Genomic DNA, 20,081 nt, shown 5'->3' on the forward strand with positions numbered 1-20,081 from the left:
AAGCCCTGGAGGATTCGAAGGGAGCTGGCCGTATGGGACTTACCCGTGTCTTTTGCTTCCGAGATACCAAACTTGCGCTTGTTTCTCGATTGCGGGTGCAAAGGTAGACATTTCTTTTGAATCTGCAATACCTTCCGCAAAAAAAATGCTGTTTTTTCACCGGAAACACGTTTTTTTCGGGTTTTTCATTCCTACAACGAGCGAAAAAACGTACTTTTGCATGCATAAATTAAACCACCGCACATGACACAGAACCAACCAATCAGTCTGCAACAGACCGCCATGTATTTCGGAACCCTCATGGGAATATTCTGGATTATCAAGTTCACTTTCCTCCCGTTAGGATTCACCATCCCGCTCCTGCAACTCCTGTTCGTGTTGCTCACCTTCTTTGTTCCGATACTGGGATACCTGTATGCGCGCAAGTTCCGCAACCGCTATTGCGGAGGAAGCATCACGTTCTCGCGCGCGTTCGCCTTTACGGTACTGATGTACCTGTTTGCAGCCCTGCTGGCCGCCGTGGCGCATTACATCTATTTCCGCTACATCGACAACGGATTCCTGATAGACAGCTACATCGGCCAGCTGGAAGCCATGAAACCCGCCGCTACGGAAGAGCTGAGGGAAAGCATCGACCAGTTCATCGAGGGGTTCAGCCTGATTTCTTCGCTTTCCCCCATCCAGCTGACCTTCCAGCTGATTTCGCAGAACTTCCTGTACGGGACACTGCTGGCACTGCCTACCGCCCTGCTGGTGATGCGGAGAAAGCGCCAATGATTTTGACTTTGATTTTTTTATTAGCATTATGGATATATCTGTTGTAATACCTTTATATAATGAGGAAGAATCCCTGCCGGAACTCTACGCATGGATTGAACGAGTGATGAATGCCAACGGCTTCAGCTATGAAGTGATTTTCGTGAACGACGGAAGTACCGACGGCTCCTGGAACGTCATCGAGGAACTGAGCCGGAAACACGAACAGGTGAAAGGCATCAAGTTCCGCCGCAACTACGGGAAATCGCCGGCACTCTATTGCGGATTCGAGAAGGCACAGGGCGATGTGGTCATCACCATGGACGCCGACCTGCAGGACAGCCCCGACGAGATTCCGGAACTGTACCGGATGATTACCCAAGACGGATACGACCTGGTTTCCGGATGGAAGCAGAAACGCTACGACCCGCTTTCGAAGACCATCCCGACCAAACTCTTCAACGCCACGGCACGTGCCGTATCGGGCATCCATAACCTGCACGACTTCAATTGCGGGCTGAAAGCCTACCGCCGCGATGTGGTGAAGAACATCGAGGTGTACGGTGAGATGCACCGGTACATCCCCTACCTGGCCAAGAACGCCGGATTCACCCGGATAGCCGAGAAGGTGGTACACCACCAGGCACGCAAGTACGGAAAGACCAAATTCGGCCTGAACCGCTTCGTGAACGGTTACCTGGATCTGCTGAGCCTCTGGTTCCTGTCCACCTTCGGCGTAAAACCGATGCACATCTTCGGTTTCCTGGGCTCCATCATGTTCATCCTCGGATTCATTTCGGTCATCGTCGTAGGTGCCACCAAGCTCTATGACATGTATTGCGGCAATCCCTACCGCCTGGTTACGGAAAACCCGTACTTCTACCTGGCGCTGACCACCATGATTATCGGAACCCAGCTTTTCCTGGCAGGCTTCCTGGGCGAACTGATTGCCCGCAACTCCAGCGAGCGTAACAAATACCAAATCGAGAAAGAACTGTAATACGTATGAAGAAACTACCGGTTATCGTATGCATCCTGCTGGCCTTCCTCTGCATCCCGGCCTGTGAGGTAGAGGAATGTCCACCCAACGCCCTGTCGTTTGCCAAGTTCCAGCTGGTGAACCAGTACGGACAAGCCATCAGCTACCTGGATACCCTCAGCGTCATCGGACAAATCAAGGCCGATGTGACCCGCTACGACACATTGGCCGACGGTACCCTGAAGGAAGTCGTCGTACACGATTCCCTCATCAGTGACACCCTTGTCAACCGGGAGACCAATGTGAGTACCCTCAGCATCCCGTTGAGCTACGACGACGAAACCATCATCACCCTCGTATACAACAACACGTACAAGGACCAGTTCACCATCCATCACCGGAACATCCCTTACTTCATGAACCTGGATTGCGGAACCATGATGTTCTACGAGGTGACCGGCGTCACTGCCGACCAGATACGCATGATGGACTCCATCGTCATCACTAACCCGAATATCGACAACAATGAGAAAGAGAATTTCAAACTATATTTTACCGCTGCTACTGAGTAGTCTGCTGCTCGTGCCGGTAGCGGGACGGAGTCAGACCAAATTCGAGAAGGTGACCATCATCCAGGAAAAGGAAAAGGTTCCGTTCTACCAGGGGACAGCCATCGGAGTGGAGGTCGCTGGTCCCATCAGCCACCTGCTGGGAAGCGACATCCTCAATTCGGAAGTCCAGGTGCAGAGCAACCTGAAGAACATGTTTTTCCCGACGGTAGAAATCGGCTACGGAAAAACGGACTCCTTCAACGAAGACACCGAACTGTCCTACAAGACCTCGGCCCCGTACTTCCGGGTAGGTCTGGACATCAACGCCCTGTACAAGAAACCCCACCTGCCGGGCTGGCTGCTGGTAGGTATCCGCTACGGATTCACCTCGTTCACCTACGACGTGAAAGGCCCTGCCATGCAGGACCCGAACTACGGAGGCCTCGTTACCGTCCCCTTCGACTATCCGGGACAGAAGAGCAAGGCCGGATGGGTGGAAATCGTCTGCGGCATGAAGGCCAGAATCTACAAAGGGTTCTGCATGGGCTGGAGTGTGCGCTACAAGAGACGGCTCAGCATCACCGCCAATGAGAATGCCGAGGCCTGGTACGTCCCCGGATTCGGAAAGAACGGCGAGACCAGCTTCAACTTTACGTACAACCTCATCTATAACCTGCCGTTCTAACCCATGAGTGCATTCGAAATCTGGTTATTGGCCGTCAGTCTGGCCATCGATTGCTTCACCGTGTCCGTCACCAGCGGTATCATCCTCCACCGGATACGATGGGGTACTTTCCTGAAGATGGGTTTCTTCTTCGGTCTTTTCCAAGCTATGATGCCGTTCATCGGATGGCTGGGAGCCAGCCGTTTCAGCAAGCTGATAGAATCTTACGACCATTGGATAGCTTTCGGCCTGCTGGCCTTTTTAGGGATTCGGATGATCCGCGAACATTTCAAGAACGAAGAAGAAAGCAGCTTCGACCCTACCCGCCTGAAGGTGATTCTCACCCTGGCCGTGGCCACCAGTATCGATGCTCTGGCCGTGGGTATCTCATTCGCCTTTACCGGTTACCGGAGCCTGGATTCGCTGGCTTTCCCGCTTACCGCCATCGGTATCGCCTCGTTCGTGATTTCCATCATCGGAAGCCTTATCGGGGTATTCTGCGGTAAAAGATTTCACCTGCGGATGGAACTCTTCGGCGGACTGGTCCTTATCGGCATCGGTGTGAAGATACTGATAGAGCATTTATTTACAAACGTTTAATTCTAATTTGTATATGGCAAACAAACAACTCAGATGGCAGCTCCCGTTCCTCGTGGTACTGATTGTAGGTACCGTACTGATTCTGCGGAAACAGGCGCCCTACCAGACCGACCAGGGGTTCGTGTTCGGAACCATCTACAAGATTACGTACCAGTCGGAAGAAAACCTGAAAGATGAAATCGAAGCGGAACTGAAGAAGGTGGACAACTCGCTTTCTCCGTTCAACAAGGCTTCGGTCATCACCCACATCAACGAAAATACAGACCTGACCGCCGATTCGCTCTTTACGGAGGTCTTCCTGCTGGCCAAACAGATTTCCCAAGAGACTCACGGCGCCTTCGACATCACGGTAGCTCCGCTGGTGAACGCCTGGGGATTCGGTTTCAAGAACGCGGCACAGGTGGATTCCATCATGATAGACAGCCTGCATCAGTTTGTCGGCATCGACAAGGTAGAGCTGATAGACGGCAAGGTTGTCAAGAAAGACCCGCGTCTGATGCTGGATTGCAGCGCTATCGCCAAAGGCTATGGAGTGGATTGTGTGGCCCGTCTGCTGGATAGCAAGGGCATCCGCAACTACATGATTGACATCGGCGGAGAACTGGTGATGAAGGGTGAGAATCCGAAGATGGAGACCTGGAGCATCGGCGTGAACAAGCCGATAGACGATTCCTTGTCGGTGAACCAGGAAATTCAAACCGTACTGAAACTGACCAACGTGGGACTGGCCACTTCGGGCAACTACCGGAACTTCTATTACAAGGGAGGCAAGAAATATGCCCACACCATCGACCCGCGCACCGGTTATCCCATCCAGCACAACATCCTTTCGGCTACCGTGGTAGCTCCGGATTGTGCCACCGCCGACGCCTACGCCACCTCGTTCATGGTATTGGGTCTGGATTCGGCCAAACAAATCTGCAACGCTCATCCGGAACTGGACGCGTATTTCATCTATACTACCGATAAGGGAAATACGGAAATCTATTACACCACCGGCATGAAGCAATACCTGCAACAACACTAACCGTTTCTCCGGTCAGTAAAACGTCCGTTCGTTTTCATCAGAACGTCCGTTCGTTTCAACCCAAAGGAACGTTCGTTTTCATCAAAATGTCCGTTTGTTTTCGCTCGAACAAACGGACATTTTTTTGTCTCCGGAACTTGAAATGATGTCAGGACGCACGGACCGTGCGTCCCTACTTATGGTCATCACTTATTAATGCGAGCTTCCGATGTAAAGGAAAATCATACCGAGCAGGACGAGCACCAGGTCGATAGCTTTGCTCGTGAGGTTCTTCTCGCGGAAAATCATGGCACCGAAAAGGAAAGAAACCAACACGCTGCTCCGGCGCACCATCGACACGATGGAAATCATGGAACCGTCCAGGCTCAAGGCATAGAAATACACGAAATCGGCCGCCGAGAGGAACACGGAAATCAGGATGATGCACCAGTCCCAATGGAAGGGAGTCGTGGTTTTCCGTTTAGGCCACCAGAGGAACATCAGCACTCCGCCCATGAGGAAGAGCTGATACACGTTGTACCAGGCCTGCACCACCATGTTATCGAACCGTCCCATCAGGTACTTGTCATACAGCCCGCTGACGGCTCCCAGCAGGGCAGCCAGCACAATGAACCAAATCCACCGGTTGTGCTGGAAATCAATGCCCTCCTTCTTACCCGAACGGCTCAGCAGGAAAAACGAAACGATGGCCAGCAATACACCAATCCACTGGTACAGGTTCAGGCGTTCGCCGAATATCAGCAAGGCTCCCACCAAGGTCATGACCGGACGGGTAGCATTGATGGGGCCTACGATGGTGAGCGGCAGGTGCTTCATACCGAAATATCCGAAGGTCCACGAAGAAAGGACAATGACCGACTTCAGAAGAATGTACCGGTGTACCTCCCACCCGGCATCGGGCACGAAGAAGATGGTCTGTTGCAACCACTCCGGACGGAAATGGGAAATGAGGATGAACGGTAGGAATATCAGACTGGAAAAGAGGGTGTTCAGTCCCAGTACGGGAAGTACGGCATTGCCTGCCAACGATTTTTTCTTGAATACGTCATAGAAGCCCAGCAGCGCCGCCGAGCAGAAAGCCAAAAGTAACCACATAGTCTCATTAATTTTCAGCCTGCAAAGTTAGGGAATTCAGCCGTGCCGCACAAACATATCTCGCGGAACCTTGTCACATTTTTTCCGGAAAGGCCACTCGGAGGAAATCAGCGGGACGGAACGGGCGGAAACGAAATGCGGAAGCGGGTCAGACCGTCGGAATAGGTACGGAGGGAGAAGGTGCATCCGTGCTTGGTGAGTACTTCGCGGATGAAAATCAGGCCGATGCCCTGCCCGTTCGGTTTCGTGGAGAAGAAGGGGCTGAAAAGCTTGGCTTCCACCTCGCGGCTGATACCCTTGCCGGAATCGGCTATCTCCAGTGTGACCGGTGAAGCGGTGGTACGGATGTAGATGTCGCCACACTCGCCGATGCTTTCCGCCGCGTTCTTGATGATGTTCACCAGTACCTGCTCGAACAGGACGGTATCTATCCGCACCGTAGGATTCTCGGGACAAAGCTCGTTATGGAAAGTAATCCGACGGTCCCGACACACCGTCTCCATGAACATCCGGCAGGCGGTCACCCTGTCGTTCAGGCGCACCTGTTCCAGACTGGGTTCCGGTATCTTCACCACATTGGCGAAGTTGGTGATGAAGCGGCTCATGCCGTAGCAACGCTCCACGCACACCTTCATCACTTCCTGGATGTCTTCCGTATCGTCCATCTCCTTCAGGGCCTCGCCTACCGTCTCCAGCGTCGATGTGATGCCGGCGGTGGTATTGTTCACCTCGTGGGCTATCATGCGGATGACCTTCTCGTACGCCTTCTTCTCGGCCTTCACCACTTCGGTGGTGAGACTTTCTATCAGGACAAACGGATGGGCGAATCCCCGGTCGATGAACGAGAGCCGCGAGCAACGGTAAATCATGGCATCGCTCAGGCGGATGGTTTCGACGGTATCCCTGGGCAGACGGGCTATCTCACCGGCCAACGGGGCATCCAGGTCCTGGAAACTTTTGCCTGCCAATTCATCGGCCGCCATATAGCCCAGAAACCGTAAGGCCGCCGCGTTCAGCATGGAAATCTTTCCGTCGAAATCCAGGATGACCACCCCCATGGGAGAAACATTGATAAGCAAGTCGAGGAAATGGTTCTGTTCCCGAAGCCTCAACCGTTCGTTCTTCAACTGGTCCATCATGCGGTTGAACATATCGACGATGCGGTCCGCCTCGGCCTGTCTGACCGGAGCCAGACGGCTGCTGAAATCCTGTTCGCGGAGCAAGTCCATCCCGTTGGCGATGCTGTTGAGCGGCTGGACCACTTTCCGGTAGAAATAGACCAGCACGATGAGGCTGACGGTAACGACCGCTTCGCCCACATACACCAAGGTTCCTTTCTCCTTCAAGACGAAGAAAAACAGGATACCCCAAGCGCCCAGCAACAACAGGGCCAGCAGAAAGAACAAGGTTTTCAGTTTCATCGGTCGTTCGGATTAGTCGTTGAACGAAATGCCGTATTTCTCCAGACGCCGGTATAGAGCCGCCCGGCTGATTCCCAACGAAAGGGCTACCTGGGAAAGGTTGTTCCCGTGAGCCTCAAGCGCCTGCAGGATGGTACGTTTCTCCAGTTCCTCCAGCGTGAGGCCCTGTAAACTTTCCGTAGCAGACACGCCGGGAGCGGACGGATGATACTGGGCCTTGAAATCGTCGGCCGTGAGTTGCGGCTTGCCGCATACCAGCAACGTGCGCTCCACCAGGTTCTTCAGTTCGCGGATATTTCCCGGATAAGGCAGGCGGCTCAGGAACTCCAAGGCATCGGCGGTCAGTTCTACCGGAGAAAGCCCGTCGGCCCGGCAACGGCTTTCGGCAAAATGACGTGCCAGCAGGGGGATGTCCTCCCGCCGTTCGCGCAAGGCCGGCAGATGCACCGTAATGAGGTTGATGCGATAGAAAAGGTCCTCGCGGAAGGTATGTTCGCGCACCATCTGCTCCAGGTCGGCGTTCGTGGCGCAGACCACCCGCACATCCACTTTCCGCGGACGGCTTTCGCCCAACGGCTCGAAGGTCTGTTCCTGCAACACACGGAGCAGCTTCACCTGGCACGACAAGTCCAGCTCGCCGATTTCATCGAGGAAGATAGTCCCCTTATCCGCCAGCTCGAAACGTCCCTTGCGGTCGGTCACGGCATCGGTGAACGCTCCTTTCTTATGTCCGAACATCTCGCTCTCGAACAAGGTCTGCGAGATACCGCCCAGGTTGACCTTCACGAACGGCTTGTTCCGGCGGGGGCTGTTCAGGTGGACGGCTTCGGCTATCAGTTCCTTTCCCGTACCGCTCTCGCCCGTGACCAGTACCGACGCTCCGGTACGTGCCACCCGTTTCACCGTGGCCAGTACGTCCAGCAACGCCTTGCTCTTGCCGATGATGCGGCTCCGGTCGAACCCGTCATCGTCAGTCACCGGCGCATCGGCCGTCTTGTCCTTGGCCGTGAGCTCCAGGGCGGTCTCGATGCGTTGCATCAGGGCCGCGTTGTTCCAGGGCTTCGTAATGAAATCGAAGGCTCCGGCCTGCATCCCCTGCACCGCCAACGGAATACTCCCCCACGCCGTCATGAGAATGACCGGCACATCCGGACAAAAGAGCTTGACCTGCCTGAGGAGCACCAGCCCCTCTTCGCCGTTCGTGGAAAGGCTGAAGTTCATATCCATCAGAATCAGTTGCGGCGTAACGGAACGGACCGTCTCGATGGCTTCCTTCGGACCGGAAACCGCCTGAACATCGTACTTCGCCCGCTTGAGCATGAAGCTGAGCGAAGAACGGATTGCACTATCATCATCAATTATCAGTATCATAACCCTGCAAAAGTAAACATAATTCCTCGAATCCGGAGATTCATTGTCTGACAATCTTCTCAAAATCGGCATCGATTCCCGTACCGGAAGCAAAGTCCCAAAGCGTCAGGCTCCGCAACTGGTAGTAGTAATACCAGTAGTAGAAAAGCTCGTTGATGTGCTTGCGGCGTGCCTCATCCTTCTGAGTCTGAGAGTCGTTCAGGTCGAGTGTGGAAATCTTTCCGATGAGGAAGGTCTCTACGTTGGTATGGTACCGCTTCCGGGCGATGCGATCGGCCTCATCGGCCAGGTGAAGCTGGGTCTGCTGGTTGTTGAACTGCTCCACCAGGATAAAGATGTTCTGGTTGAAGTTCATGGATTCCTGACGCAACTTGCTCTCGGTCACTTCGCGGTTGCTCTGCGCCACCTTCACCTGTCCGCGGCGCTTGCCCCAGTCCAGAATCGGAATCTTGAACCCGACCTCTACCACCTGGTTGTCCTTCAGGCGGCGGTAGGCGCTATCAAAGCGGTTGTCCGTACCGGTGAAGCCCACCTGGGCGAAGAGGGTGATTTCGCGCATGTTCCCCTTGGCCTTCGCCACCTCGTAATCGGCCTCCAACTGGCGGCGACGGATGTTATGGGCAAAGGAGTTGTTGGCCAACGCCTTCTGGAGGACATCGTCGTAGTCGAGCCGTACATCGGGCACCGAATCGGGTACCACCGGTTCCAGTTCCTCGTCTTCGCTGAGTGCCAAAAAAGAACGGAGGGTAAACATGCTGCTCTTCAGGGAGCTCTCGTTCGAAGTCAGGGTAGAACGGGCATCGAGCACATTCAGTTCCAGTTGCAACAAATCGTTCTCGCTGATTTGTCCCATGCGGCGTTTCGCCTTCGCCACTTCGTAAAGTTTCTCGGCATTGGCCAGGTTCTGACGGGCGATGGCCACATTCTCGCGTGCCAGCAGGAGGTTGAAGAAATGATTGATGGTGGTCATGGTCACCTCTTCGGTCGCACTCAGGAAAGCCGCCTTCGCCTCGGCATAACGCACCGGTTCGATGCGACGGTTCCACTTGATATTATTCACGCCGAAAATAGGCTGGTTCAAGGTCAGGGCCACCGGAACGGACATGAAACGGTTCCCCACCGTTCCGTCCAACTGACGGAGGAAATCGAGCGAGGTATTCAGAGACAAGGTACCTCCCGTAAACCAGATGTTCTGGTCGATGGAGAGCTGGCCGTTCATCTGCAGGTAGTTGTTCCGCACGAAGGTGTACGAACCGTCGTCCTGCTGATAGGAATTGTAACTCTTGTTATAGGAAGGCAGGGTAGCCGCAAAATTCACTTCCGGCAACAGGTCGGCCCGGAAGGTACGGTATTCCCAATAAGCGGTCTTCAACTCGTTCAATGCCACGGCGGCATCCACACTCTGTACCCGGGCCAAGGTAATGGCTTCGTCCAGCGAAATGGTGCGTTGCCGCGCCGGAGCATCGGTTGCTCCGGCCGCAAGCACGGTGTTAAGAGAGAGTAAAGAACAAAGAAATAAAATCGTTCGTTTCATATTTCCAGGGATAATAGGGTTCAACAAAAATCATTCATCGTGCAAGGCTTCGGCGGGCTGCACCTGCATGGCACGGCGGGCGGGGTACCAGATGCCCAGGACAATCATCAGGGCCATGAGCAGGAGCACCACCCCGAAACAGCCACCGAAACGGGCCGCCGAGACATCGACCAGTGTATGTACCGTCAGGTCGGCCCATTGGATATTCAGGGCAATCAGCAGCGTCGGTATCACCGCCATCAACAGGAGAACAAGTCCTTCGAGCAAGAAATACCGCATCACCTGCCTCCGGCTGCTTCCCAAGGCCATGCGGAGAGCCACCTCGCACCGACGTTTGCGGGTGCGATACCAGAAGGTGGCGAACACACACAGGAAGACATTGAACAGAAAGAATGCGGCTACAGTATAGACCGTATTGAGGTAATTCACCGTGCCTTTCTGAATGTCATAAGCCTCTTTCATATCTCCATACAAGCGGATGTTGTCCAGGTAGAAGATGCCCCGGTCGAACACCGGCTGCATGTCACGCCGGAAACGTTCGGCAAAACCGGCCACCTGATCGGGCGAAACCCGTAGTGCCACGTGTTGCCAGAACAAGGCCTTGTCGGCAGGCAGGTAGATGAAAGGCTCGTAGCGCTCATAGTCGCCCAGCTTGTGGCGAGGCAGGACGGCCGATACCCGATAGTTGGTCACCGGATGCTTCGTGTTCAGCCAATAGGGATTGAAACAGGTCCTGCCCACGGCATCGGCCGCATGAGGCAACTGGAACAGAGAATCCACCAAGTCTACACTCATCAGTGTGGGGACGGGATTCTCGGCCGACGACCAATGTTCCTCGTCCAACTGCCCGGCCAACGGATTCAGGCGGAACACCTTGAAGTAGGAAGAGGTCACGTATCTGATGTAACAATTTACCACATGCGTAGAATCGGTATGCGGCGCATATCCTTCGGACATCACCTCATCCGTATAAGGAACACTCCCGTAATAGGCGCAAACTTCTTCCACGCCGGGATAATCCTTTATCAGGTTATACAGGTAAGTGAAATCTTCTCCTGCCCGCCGGTTGTCGGCATCGTTGATAAAATCCATCGGTTTGGTACCCATCGTCAGGTCGAACACACACGAGGTATCATATCCCTTGGGTTGCCAGGCTGCCCCTTCGTAATTGTACACCACATCGACCCCATACCACAACAATACGGTTACGATACACAATTCAGTCCAAAGCCAGGCGTTGGTACGCCGCTGGTTCCATATCTGATTGAAAATCTGTTTCCACATAGCTTATTCTCCTCCTGTCAATGTATATGAGATACTCCGGTGTACGGCTATCCAGGCGGGCAACAATACGGACAAGGCATTGAACACCAGACAGGCCGCCAGTACCGTCAAGAACAACGTCGGACGTAACAACAGGTCGCTACCCAACACGATACCTTCCAGTTCCACACCACCAGTACCGAACAACCACGTACCGCCTGCCACTACCAACACACACGACAACGCATAACCCAGTACACCGCCCATCAAGGTGGTACACAGGCTCTCGGCAAACAACCGTCCGATGATGTCGGCATTGGAGGCCCCATACGCCTTGCGGATGGCTATCTCGCCCAACCGGCTCTGCATCTGGGCATGGACCAGTCCTGATATGCCTACGGCGGGCACTACCAGCAGAATCACCAGCAACAATCCATAAACCAGCCCCGCATGGATGCTTCCATCGCGGAAGAAGGTGTACTCCGTATGCGTATACAGACGCGGATCCTGAAGGATATACTCCAACCCCTGTTTGTTGAGCTGTTCCATCCGGCGGTTCACCTCGGCACGTACTTCATCCGGTGACGCATCTGACGACAAGTGAAGGACGGTATAGTGAAATCCTATCAAACCGCCGGTGCTGGTAGAAGGGTCCATATTTTCTTCGTAGATCAACGTAAACGGTTCCCATACATCGGCGTAGGCCGTCTGGAATATGGAGCTGACATTACGTACCACACCTACGACACGGACCTCCTGGAAATCCAGCAGGAATTGCTTGCCTACCGCCTCGGCGGTTCCTCCGAACAACTCTCCTGCCAGTTTTTCACTGATGACGACGAACCGGCGTACCACACCGTCATCGCGGTTGCGGACGCTCCGCCATTCGTCATCGGCCTTCTCGAGAGCGGCCCGCCCGGCATCGTACTCAGCCTGGGTGAACGGACGTCCCGCCAGAAAATCGTAACGGAAAAATTCAAACCAGTTGGCCGCTACGGGACGAATCAATACCGAATGACGGTCGGACGAGGCAGGCAAGGCACACACCGCCTTGCGGAGTCCTCCGTGGAAGGTCAGTTCATCCACCCCCGGCAGGTCATCAAAGAAAGCATGGAAAGCCGTCGGTCCCAATCCCCGATACCCCCACATGTTGGTACCGTCGGGACGCATACACTGGGTACCGTAATTATAAAGCACCCGGCTACGACGTGTTTCCGGCGCTACATCGGCCGTACGGAAATCGTAAACCATTACCACCACCATCACAAAGGCCATGGTAACCGCCGTTCCTACTACACACACCGCCGTATAGAAACGGTGCTGGTTCAGCTGGTTCAAGAGTAACCGTAAGTTATGTCCAAAAGAATACTTCATACCCGAGTCATTTTAAAGATTCCACATTCCTATCATTCATCGTGCAAGGCTTCGGCGGGCTGCACCTTCATGGCGCGGCGGGCGGGGTACCAGATGCCCAGAACAATCATCAGGGCCATGAGTACTGCCGTCACCGACAGAGCTATACAGAAGCGAAGCGTATCGAAAGGCAGGCACGAGACATCCACCAAGTCGGCGATACCGATATTCAACGCAATGAGCGAAGCGGGTATCATCGCCACGACGAACAGGAGCAACCCTTCGGCTATCAGGCGAATGAACACGCCCTGACGGGTACTCCCCAACGCCATGCGGAGGGCGACTTCCTGACGGCGGTGCTGCGTGCGGAACCAGAAAGTGCCGACAACGCCCAGGAAGATATTCAGCAGCAGAAAACCCAGGATGCAAAGCTGGGTCTTGACTTCGTTCACATCTTCCAGTTCTTCAATCGTACGCAACTGATGGAAAGGCAATACATTTAAAATATACACATTGCCTATGCGGTAAAGCCGGTCGGCATCATTCATCAGTCCTTCAACGAAATCATGGTCGGCTTCCGGCTTTACGCGCACGCTCAATTGCAAATACGCCGGATTCTCGAATTCAATCATGACCTCGCGCGAAAGGTCGGTAGCGATGAAAGGCCCTCCCCACTGGTCGGAAGTCTGGAAATGGCTCCAGCGCATAGGTTCGGCGATACCGGCTACCCGCCTCCGGAAATCATTATCGGGTTCCCCCAAAGGTAACTGACGTCCCAATAACGGAGTGGCGTCGGGCAGATGGAGTTCCTCGTAATCGGCCGCTACATTACGTGAGAGGATGAGGGTACCCGAATTCAAGACAGAAGCCAGCGAATCGGGACTCGTGGTATAGACCGTCTGTCCGTCCGCCCCCTGTACGGCTACGCCCTGTATGCGGAACAGCCGCATGAAGTCGGGTTGCACCCAACGATGCATGGCATGGACAGGTACCGTGTCTACACACACCGTAAGACCATTACTACCGTCTCCATAAGGAATACTGTTCTGAGAGATGGCTACTTCCTCTACACCGGGACGATGACGCAGGCGTTCGGCTATCTCCAGCATATCATCCATATCGTTTTCCGGTGTACGGCCGGCTTCATAAAGAGCCGAGTTAGGCGTCAGCCGATTCAACATCAGGCAATAGCAATGATTTGTATCGAAGCCCATCGGTGCAAAATAGACACGTGCCGTTACACAACACCAGTCTACGATGTACCACAATACCACAAAGACTACCAGCAACTCCAGCGCCAGGAAAAAGTTGCTTCGCCATTCATTTCTTAATTGTCGGAATATCGTTCTCATAAAGTGTCTTATTCTCTGTTTTTCACAAATTATCCGCAAGTGCCCGTTACTTGCTTACATTTTTCCGTTTATCGCTTCTACGATGTTCATCCGCGAAGCCCTCCAGGCCGGAATTCCCGCACTGAGCAGGTTCATCAGCAGGCAGAAGGCAAAGGCTACCAGAAATATCCACGGGCTCAGCAAGGCACCTGCCGTCAAGGTAGTCTCTCCGGAATAATAGGCATTGATGGAGTTACCGAACAGGAAACCGTTCAATACGAACGTGACCGCATAACTCAACAACAATCCCAGCAAACCCGCCAGACAAGTCAACATCAGATTCTCGACGAACACCTGTCGTAACAATTCGTTGGCCGTAGCTCCAAAAGCTTTCCGCACCCCGATTTCCGCCATCCGCCGACGCATCCGCGAGAGCGTCATGCTGCTCAGGTTGATGGCGGGCACGATGAGGAGAACCAGAATGACGACGAGATAACGGAGAACAACTCCCTGCACATCGGGAACCTGCGACCACGAACGGTAAAGGTGGGTGAATTGGGTATCCGGTTGGCCCCGGTAAAACACTTCCACACCATCTTGCATATCGTTGTATTTTTGTCTCAAACGTTCACATTCCTCACGGATAGCCGGGAAATCATCGGCACTACGGGCCAGGATAACGGCCCGCATCTGCCCCATCAGGTTGTACCCCCATGTACTGGCCTCTGCATCGCCTGCCGTGTAAGGTATCCACACCTGGGCGTAGGCATCCGTAGCCAGCATGGAGACATCGGCCACCACGCCGCACACCTGGAAATCCACGTGGTTCAGCTCCAAGTGTTGCCCCGTCACATCCGTACGTCCGAACAGCCGGCGGGCTACAGAAGCGGCGATGACGGCCCGTGGCAATCCGCTCTGTACATCGGCTCCGGTAAAAGGTTTCCCGTCGAGGAAACGGAATCGGAATATGTGCCAGAAAGCCTCATCGGTTTCTACTTTATCGATAGTCATCTTGGCTCCGGCTGGTAACGAAGCCCGCACCTTACCGGGTTGTGACACCAAGGTAACGGCCTCGGCGGTAGTCAATGCCTTGAAGCACTCGCGCCCTGTCTGTACCGACATGCGTGAATTGGCAGAGCTTCCGCTGGTATCGCCCTTGGCCCGGTAGGACATGTTGGGCACATAAAGCGAACGGCTACGGTTCACTTCCGGTTCGCAATCGGCGATACGTGCCCGCAAGGTAATGACAATGACCATAATCATACAGATGGACAAGGCCGTACCCAGTACGGAAATCCAGCTGATGACGGGATTCTCACGCAGGTGCCAGAGGGCTTGTTTGAAATATTGTGTAAACATACTGTTCTTTTTTCGGTTAAATCATTCATCGTGCAAGGCTTCGGCGGGCTGCACCTTCATGGCGCGGCGGGCGGGAATACCAATACCGATGCCTATCATCAGGGCTATCAGGACAAACGTGGCGGAAGCACAAAGCAACAGGCGGTTCCATTCCAGCGTCGTTCCGTTATGCCAGGCATTCAATTCATTCTGAGCAAGTACGATGTCGATAATGATGGCTGGTACCGTCACAAGGATGAGAAGGAACAAGCCTTCGGCCATGAGCCGGCGGAAAACATCGCCATTGGTAGCTCCCAGTGCCTTATGCAAGGCTATTTCGGAATGCCGTTGCTGGGTACGGAACCAGAAGGTGCCCAGCAGGCCCAGGAAGATGTTGAGCAGGAGGAAGCCCATGCCTACGATGTAGTTACGCAATTCGTTGGCGTAGGATTGCTGGTAATTCCGGCGGATATCCACAAAACTACGTATATCGCTGATGTAGAGGTTTCCTACCCGGAACTGTTTTTCACTATCAGCCTTCAGATTCTCAATGAAATTCTTGTCATGTTCGGCACGGACACGGACACAAAGTTCGTTGTCCGCATTGATCCATCCTTCGCCTATCAAATTCAAGTTATACAACATCGAGTAGCAGAAACGTCCCTGCTCGTAATCGCTATAACGGACATTCTGCAAGGCAGCTCCCAAACGGTATTCCGTACTATCATCGGGACTACTCCAATTGAAACGGAATGCCTTTTTACCCACCAGCGAAGTCATGGATATCTGATAGTGATGATATAGGTTGTCCGATGCCAGAAAATCACCCCGTTCCAAAAGTTCCGCCAATTGCTCGGACGTTTCTCCCCGGGTTCCCTTGTATTGGAATACACGGCAAAAGTCAGGAGTTGCCAAACGGCGAATAGTCCAGCCAGGAGCATGAAGGGTATCATACATCACATCCAGTCCCGAATTGCTGCCGTTGTAAGGATAGGAGTTCTGAGAAAGACTGACCGCCTCCACTTCCGGACGATGGCGCAGACGCTCCACCAATTCACGTACCTCATCACTTTGCTTGTGCGTATCGCTATAAGGTGTGAAATCGGGACTCTTATCGGTAAGTACCCCCATTTCTATCAGGTAACAATGCTCGGTATTGAATCCGCGCGGTTCCATATATGTCGCAATGCGGCTATAAAGCAGGTCGATGATGTACCACATCACCACACTCACTACCAGCAACTCAAGCGCCAACCACAGGTTACTATGCCACTCATTGCGTATTTGTGTAAATAATTTCTTTTCCATATTCGATATTTTAGTCGACTCTCTATTCTATTCATTTAATGATTCTTTCCTCCTATCGCTTCTACAATATTCATCCTTGACGCACGCCAGGCAGGAATACCGGTACTCAGCAGATTCAGAATAAAGCAAAAAAGCAAAGCCCAACCGAAGGTAGAAGCATGTATCAGAATGGACGCATCCACGGTCGGAGGATTGAGAGTCATGCTATATTGCTGGGCAAAAATCAATTCATTGCCCCAATAAGCGAAAAGGAAACTCATCAGCAAGCCCAAAATACCGGCCAGCAAGGTAATGACCAGATTTTCCCCCAATATCTGTCCCAGAAGCTCCATACGGGTACATCCGAAAGCACGGCGTACTCCGATTTCACTGATGCGCCGACGCAAACGGCTCTGGGTCATGCTACTCAGATTGATGGCCGGAACAATAAGCAGGATAAGAAAAATGATGAAGCGGTTACGGCGTTCAACTTTTACATCGGGCTCCCAATTGGCACCGGTGGCAAGTACATTCTTTTCCTGGTCGTAAGGCCGGTTACGGTTGATGAATTTCCACCCGTCCTCACCTATCAGCTTGTTGTATTCGTCCAACCGACGGTTCGCCTCCTCGCGGATGGCCGGGAAATCACTACGGTCACGTGCCAACATGGTACAACTGACAAATCCCATCAAATCCTCGTTCCAGGTATTGTTTATCTGGTCGGTCGATGTATAGGGAATCCATACTTGACCATAAGCGGTCTCGGCTAACGTAGAGACATCTTTCACCACCCCGCACACCCGATAAGGCGCATGAGCCAACAGGAACTCCTTTCCTGTTACTTGGGTAGTCTTGAACAAGTGCCGTGCCACACTTTCGGTGATGACCGCTACAGGCTGGCCGGCATCGAAGGTAGCCTGATCATAAGGTTTTCCATCGATAAAGACAAAATCGAAGACCGTCCAGAACTGATTATCGGTCTCTCGTACATCCACCGAAATGGCAGGTTGTCCCGGTAAGCTGACCGGACGGGATTTTGAAAATACAGAATAAATGGTTACCGCTTCGGGAGTGGTCATTTTACCATAGACTTCACGGGCGGTCCGTACACTCAGCGGACCGTTACTGGTACTCTCTCCCCAAGCCTCATTCGTAATACTTCCCCACTTCACATGCAGGAAGCGGTCACGGTTGCTCTCGGGTGAGAAAGGAGCTACCTTCACCTGCTGCATCATCACCACCAGCATGATGAGGAAAATGGAAAGTGCCGTACCCGCTACCGTCACCGCACTGATGAGGGGTTGTTGGCGGAGTTGCGCCCATGCCTGTTGAAAATATTGTCTGATCATCATTCGTGTCATGTTTTATTCAGTTCACATATTATCCCACCTGACGTCCGTCGAAGAAACGTACCGTACGCGAAGTCTGTCGGGCCTGTTCTTCGTTGTGAGTTACCATCACGATGGTGCGTCCGTCTTCCTGATTGAGCTGATGCAACAACTCCATGACTTCGGCACCCATCTTGGAATCCAAGTTACCGGTCGGTTCGTCGGCCAGAATGATTTCCGGATTTCCAATGATGGCACGGGCGATGGCTACACGCTGGCACTGACCACCGGAGAGCTGGGTCGGCATGTGACGCATACGATGGCTCAATCCTACTTTCTTCAGCACTTCTTCGGCCAGGTGACGGCGTTCCTTCGCCGATACATTCCGGTACAGGAGCGGAAGTTCCACATTGTCTATCACATTCAAGGAATTAATCAAGTGGAACGACTGGAAGACAAATCCCAGGTTCTTGTTACGGAAGGCAGCCAGTTCCTTGTCCTTCATGCCTTCTACCAGCGTTCCGGCTATCCGGATGGTTCCACTTGTCGGCGCGTCCAGTAATCCCATGATGTTCAGCAAGGTTGATTTTCCACATCCGGAAGGCCCCATGATACTGAGGAATTCCCCCTTTTCCACATTCAGGTTCACGTTCTCCAGTGCCTGAGTCTCTATTTCATTGGTACGGTAAATCTTGTTGATTCCAGTCAATTCAATCATATTCATAGTCTAATCGTTATTAAGTGATACAAATTCTTGTTTTTCTATTTTCAATATCTGATAGTCAAAAGTCGTGCCAAAAACAATTTTCATTGATTATCTGCATTTTAGCAAAATCAAGGGTGTCCGTTTCCGAACACCCTGTCCGCTTTTATCGTACGGTTTCATTCATCGCGCAAAGCATCCGTGGGCGAAATGGCGCTTATCTTCCGGGCAGGAATGTAGATACCTACCAGCACCACTACCAATAGAATCAGGTAAATGATGAACGAAACGATGAAGAAGTGCAGACCGAAGTTATGCACCCAATAAGAACCGGTCGTTTCCATGCCTGTCTGCCCTTGGGCCAATCCTTCACTGATAGCATATTGCAAATAAAACAGACAGCCTACCAGAGTAGAAACTGTAGTCAGCACAATGCCTTCACCCAATAAGAAACGAACAATTGCTCCCCGAGTAGCACCGTAAGATAACATAATACCAACTTCTTCACGACGATTGCGAGTCTGCACCCAAAAGGTCCCGGACACACCCAGGCACAAATTGATAAGGAAGAACACCGCCATCGCCACGTTTCGTTGGTAAAGTGTCATCGTTCCCGTTTTATACTCGCGGTTGGTTATCAATTGCTGATAAGACTCCACCTTTTGTGCATACAAATTACCCGCACGCAGTTCACGCACCATCCACGGATGAAACCGGTGCAAGAACCGATCCATACTAACCCCTTCTTCCAGCCGAACCAATATTTTTACATCACTGGGAAAATAACTCAAGTCAATGGAATTCATCGGAACAAAAGCCACAGGTATGGGTTGCCAGTCACTATACATGCGGAAAGTACCTGTAGTACCTACTACATCCGTATACAGTGTGTCTTGGCTATGAATTTGCCAAAAGCGGCATCCCTGAGGATTGTCTGTATGAAAGAATGTTTCCAACGTATTTTCCGAAAGGACCAAATCACCATCCTTGTAAGGATAATCTGAAAGTTCTTCCAATGTCATTCCCTTGCCCGGACGAAAGCCATACGTTTCGAAAAACTGTGTGTGAGGTAAAAACTCAATGTAACGCATCCGGCAAGGAATGGTATCTTCCACAGGCATCCGTGTCATAACTCCTTGTCCTTGTGAATTAGGATACAGCCACCCTAAAAGAGGAGTTGCATGTTTTACCTCGGGATAGTTACGCACTCTCTGTACCAGATTGTCGTAAGCCCTTATCAGCGAAGCCGAATCTGTGGCCTGTCTGTCAAAACCGGGAGCATTGGGGCGAAATACATTCAGCGATACCAAACAGAGACGATCGGCATCATATCCCAAAGGAATCATCCGGTCATGCGTCACAACCACTACCGGGTCAAATATCGCCCAAGACACAATGCACACAACAATCAATTCAGCCAGTAGCCAACCGTTGCGATGCCGACGGAACCATAGCATTTTAAGAATAAGTTTAAACATAG

At 52.6% G+C, this 20,081-nt stretch carries 18 protein-coding genes; 6 read left to right on the forward strand and 12 right to left on the reverse strand.

Annotated features, from left to right (window positions below; genetic code table 11):
• The first annotated feature begins 243 nt into the window (after nucleotides 1–243).
• The 6 genes from C510_RS0101015 to C510_RS0101040 are packed head-to-tail and all read left to right on the forward strand — an operon-like array spanning nucleotide 244 to nucleotide 4,577.
• Nucleotides 244–777, forward strand: a complete 534-nt coding sequence (locus C510_RS0101015; protein WP_018709472.1) for a DUF4199 domain-containing protein — start codon at nucleotides 244–246, stop codon at nucleotides 775–777.
• Between the two features lie 28 nt (nucleotides 778–805).
• Nucleotides 806–1,756, forward strand: coding sequence for a glycosyltransferase family 2 protein (locus C510_RS0101020; RefSeq protein WP_025892124.1), 951 nt, complete (start codon nucleotides 806–808; stop codon nucleotides 1,754–1,756).
• 5 nt (nucleotides 1,757–1,761) lie between these two features.
• Nucleotides 1,762–2,307 (forward strand): DUF6452 family protein, encoded by a 546-nt coding sequence (locus tag C510_RS0101025; protein WP_018709474.1) that lies wholly within the window; start codon nucleotides 1,762–1,764, stop codon nucleotides 2,305–2,307.
• Entirely contained in the window at nucleotides 2,261–2,971 is a 711-nt protein-coding gene (locus C510_RS0101030) for a DUF6048 family protein (protein ID WP_022340586.1), read from the forward strand. Before C510_RS0101025 ends, C510_RS0101030 begins: the two co-directional genes overlap by 47 nt.
• 3 nt (nucleotides 2,972–2,974) lie before the next feature.
• Nucleotides 2,975–3,550, forward strand: coding sequence for a manganese efflux pump MntP (locus C510_RS0101035; protein ID WP_018709476.1), 576 nt, complete (start codon nucleotides 2,975–2,977; stop codon nucleotides 3,548–3,550).
• A 13-nt stretch (nucleotides 3,551–3,563) separates the two neighbouring features.
• A complete protein-coding gene (locus C510_RS0101040; RefSeq protein ID WP_018709477.1) occupies nucleotides 3,564–4,577 on the forward strand; it encodes an FAD:protein FMN transferase in 1,014 nt (337 codons plus the stop codon).
• Between the two features lie 192 nt (nucleotides 4,578–4,769).
• On the opposite strand, the gene C510_RS0101045 is transcribed toward C510_RS0101040, so the two are convergent.
• The 12 genes from C510_RS0101045 to C510_RS0101100 all read right to left on the reverse strand — a co-directional run bounded on the left by C510_RS0101045 (nucleotide 4,770) and on the right by C510_RS0101100 (nucleotide 20,079).
• On the reverse strand, nucleotides 4,770–5,672 hold the full coding sequence (locus C510_RS0101045) for a DMT family transporter (protein WP_018709478.1): 903 nt from the start codon (nucleotides 5,670–5,672) through the stop codon (nucleotides 4,770–4,772).
• A 107-nt stretch (nucleotides 5,673–5,779) separates the two neighbouring features.
• Entirely contained in the window at nucleotides 5,780–7,093 is a 1,314-nt protein-coding gene (locus tag C510_RS0101050; protein ID WP_018709479.1) for a sensor histidine kinase, read from the reverse strand.
• Nucleotides 7,094–7,105: 12 nt separating this feature from the next.
• Nucleotides 7,106–8,464 carry a sigma-54-dependent transcriptional regulator gene (locus C510_RS0101055; RefSeq protein WP_018709480.1) on the reverse strand — a complete coding sequence of 453 codons (1,359 nt, stop codon included), beginning with the start codon at nucleotides 8,462–8,464 and terminating at the stop codon, nucleotides 7,106–7,108.
• Nucleotides 8,465–8,504: 40 nt separating this feature from the next.
• On the reverse strand, nucleotides 8,505–9,998 hold the full coding sequence (locus C510_RS0101060; RefSeq protein ID WP_022340580.1) for a TolC family protein: 1,494 nt from the start codon (nucleotides 9,996–9,998) through the stop codon (nucleotides 8,505–8,507).
• A 30-nt stretch (nucleotides 9,999–10,028) separates the two neighbouring features.
• Nucleotides 10,029–11,282, reverse strand: coding sequence for an ABC transporter permease (locus C510_RS0101065; protein ID WP_018709482.1), 1,254 nt, complete (start codon nucleotides 11,280–11,282; stop codon nucleotides 10,029–10,031).
• A 3-nt stretch (nucleotides 11,283–11,285) separates the two neighbouring features.
• Complete coding sequence (locus tag C510_RS0101070; RefSeq protein ID WP_018709483.1) at nucleotides 11,286–12,635, reverse strand: ABC transporter permease; 1,350 nt, start codon at nucleotides 12,633–12,635, stop codon at nucleotides 11,286–11,288.
• A 32-nt stretch (nucleotides 12,636–12,667) separates the two neighbouring features.
• Nucleotides 12,668–13,966 (reverse strand): ABC transporter permease, encoded by a 1,299-nt coding sequence (locus C510_RS0101075; RefSeq protein WP_018709484.1) that lies wholly within the window; start codon nucleotides 13,964–13,966, stop codon nucleotides 12,668–12,670.
• A gap of 54 nt (nucleotides 13,967–14,020) precedes the next feature.
• Nucleotides 14,021–15,304 (reverse strand): ABC transporter permease, encoded by a 1,284-nt coding sequence (locus tag C510_RS0101080; RefSeq protein WP_018709485.1) that lies wholly within the window; start codon nucleotides 15,302–15,304, stop codon nucleotides 14,021–14,023.
• 21 nt (nucleotides 15,305–15,325) lie between these two features.
• Nucleotides 15,326–16,591: an ABC transporter permease gene (locus C510_RS0101085; protein WP_018709486.1), complete on the reverse strand. Its 1,266-nt coding sequence runs from the start codon at nucleotides 16,589–16,591 to the stop codon at nucleotides 15,326–15,328.
• 35 nt (nucleotides 16,592–16,626) lie between these two features.
• Nucleotides 16,627–17,919, reverse strand: coding sequence for an ABC transporter permease (locus C510_RS0101090; protein WP_025892123.1), 1,293 nt, complete (start codon nucleotides 17,917–17,919; stop codon nucleotides 16,627–16,629).
• Between the two features lie 31 nt (nucleotides 17,920–17,950).
• Nucleotides 17,951–18,616, reverse strand: a complete 666-nt coding sequence (locus C510_RS0101095) for an ABC transporter ATP-binding protein (protein WP_025892122.1) — start codon at nucleotides 18,614–18,616, stop codon at nucleotides 17,951–17,953.
• 164 nt (nucleotides 18,617–18,780) lie between these two features.
• The gene (locus C510_RS0101100; protein ID WP_025892121.1) at nucleotides 18,781–20,079 is read right to left on the reverse strand and encodes an ABC transporter permease; all 1,299 of its coding nucleotides are present in this window, start codon (nucleotides 20,077–20,079) and stop codon (nucleotides 18,781–18,783) included.
• Between the last annotated feature and the right edge of the window lie 2 nt (nucleotides 20,080–20,081).

It is taken from the genome of Phocaeicola barnesiae DSM 18169 = JCM 13652 (assembly GCF_000374585.1).
GTDB classification, from domain to species: domain Bacteria; phylum Bacteroidota; class Bacteroidia; order Bacteroidales; family Bacteroidaceae; genus Phocaeicola; species Phocaeicola barnesiae.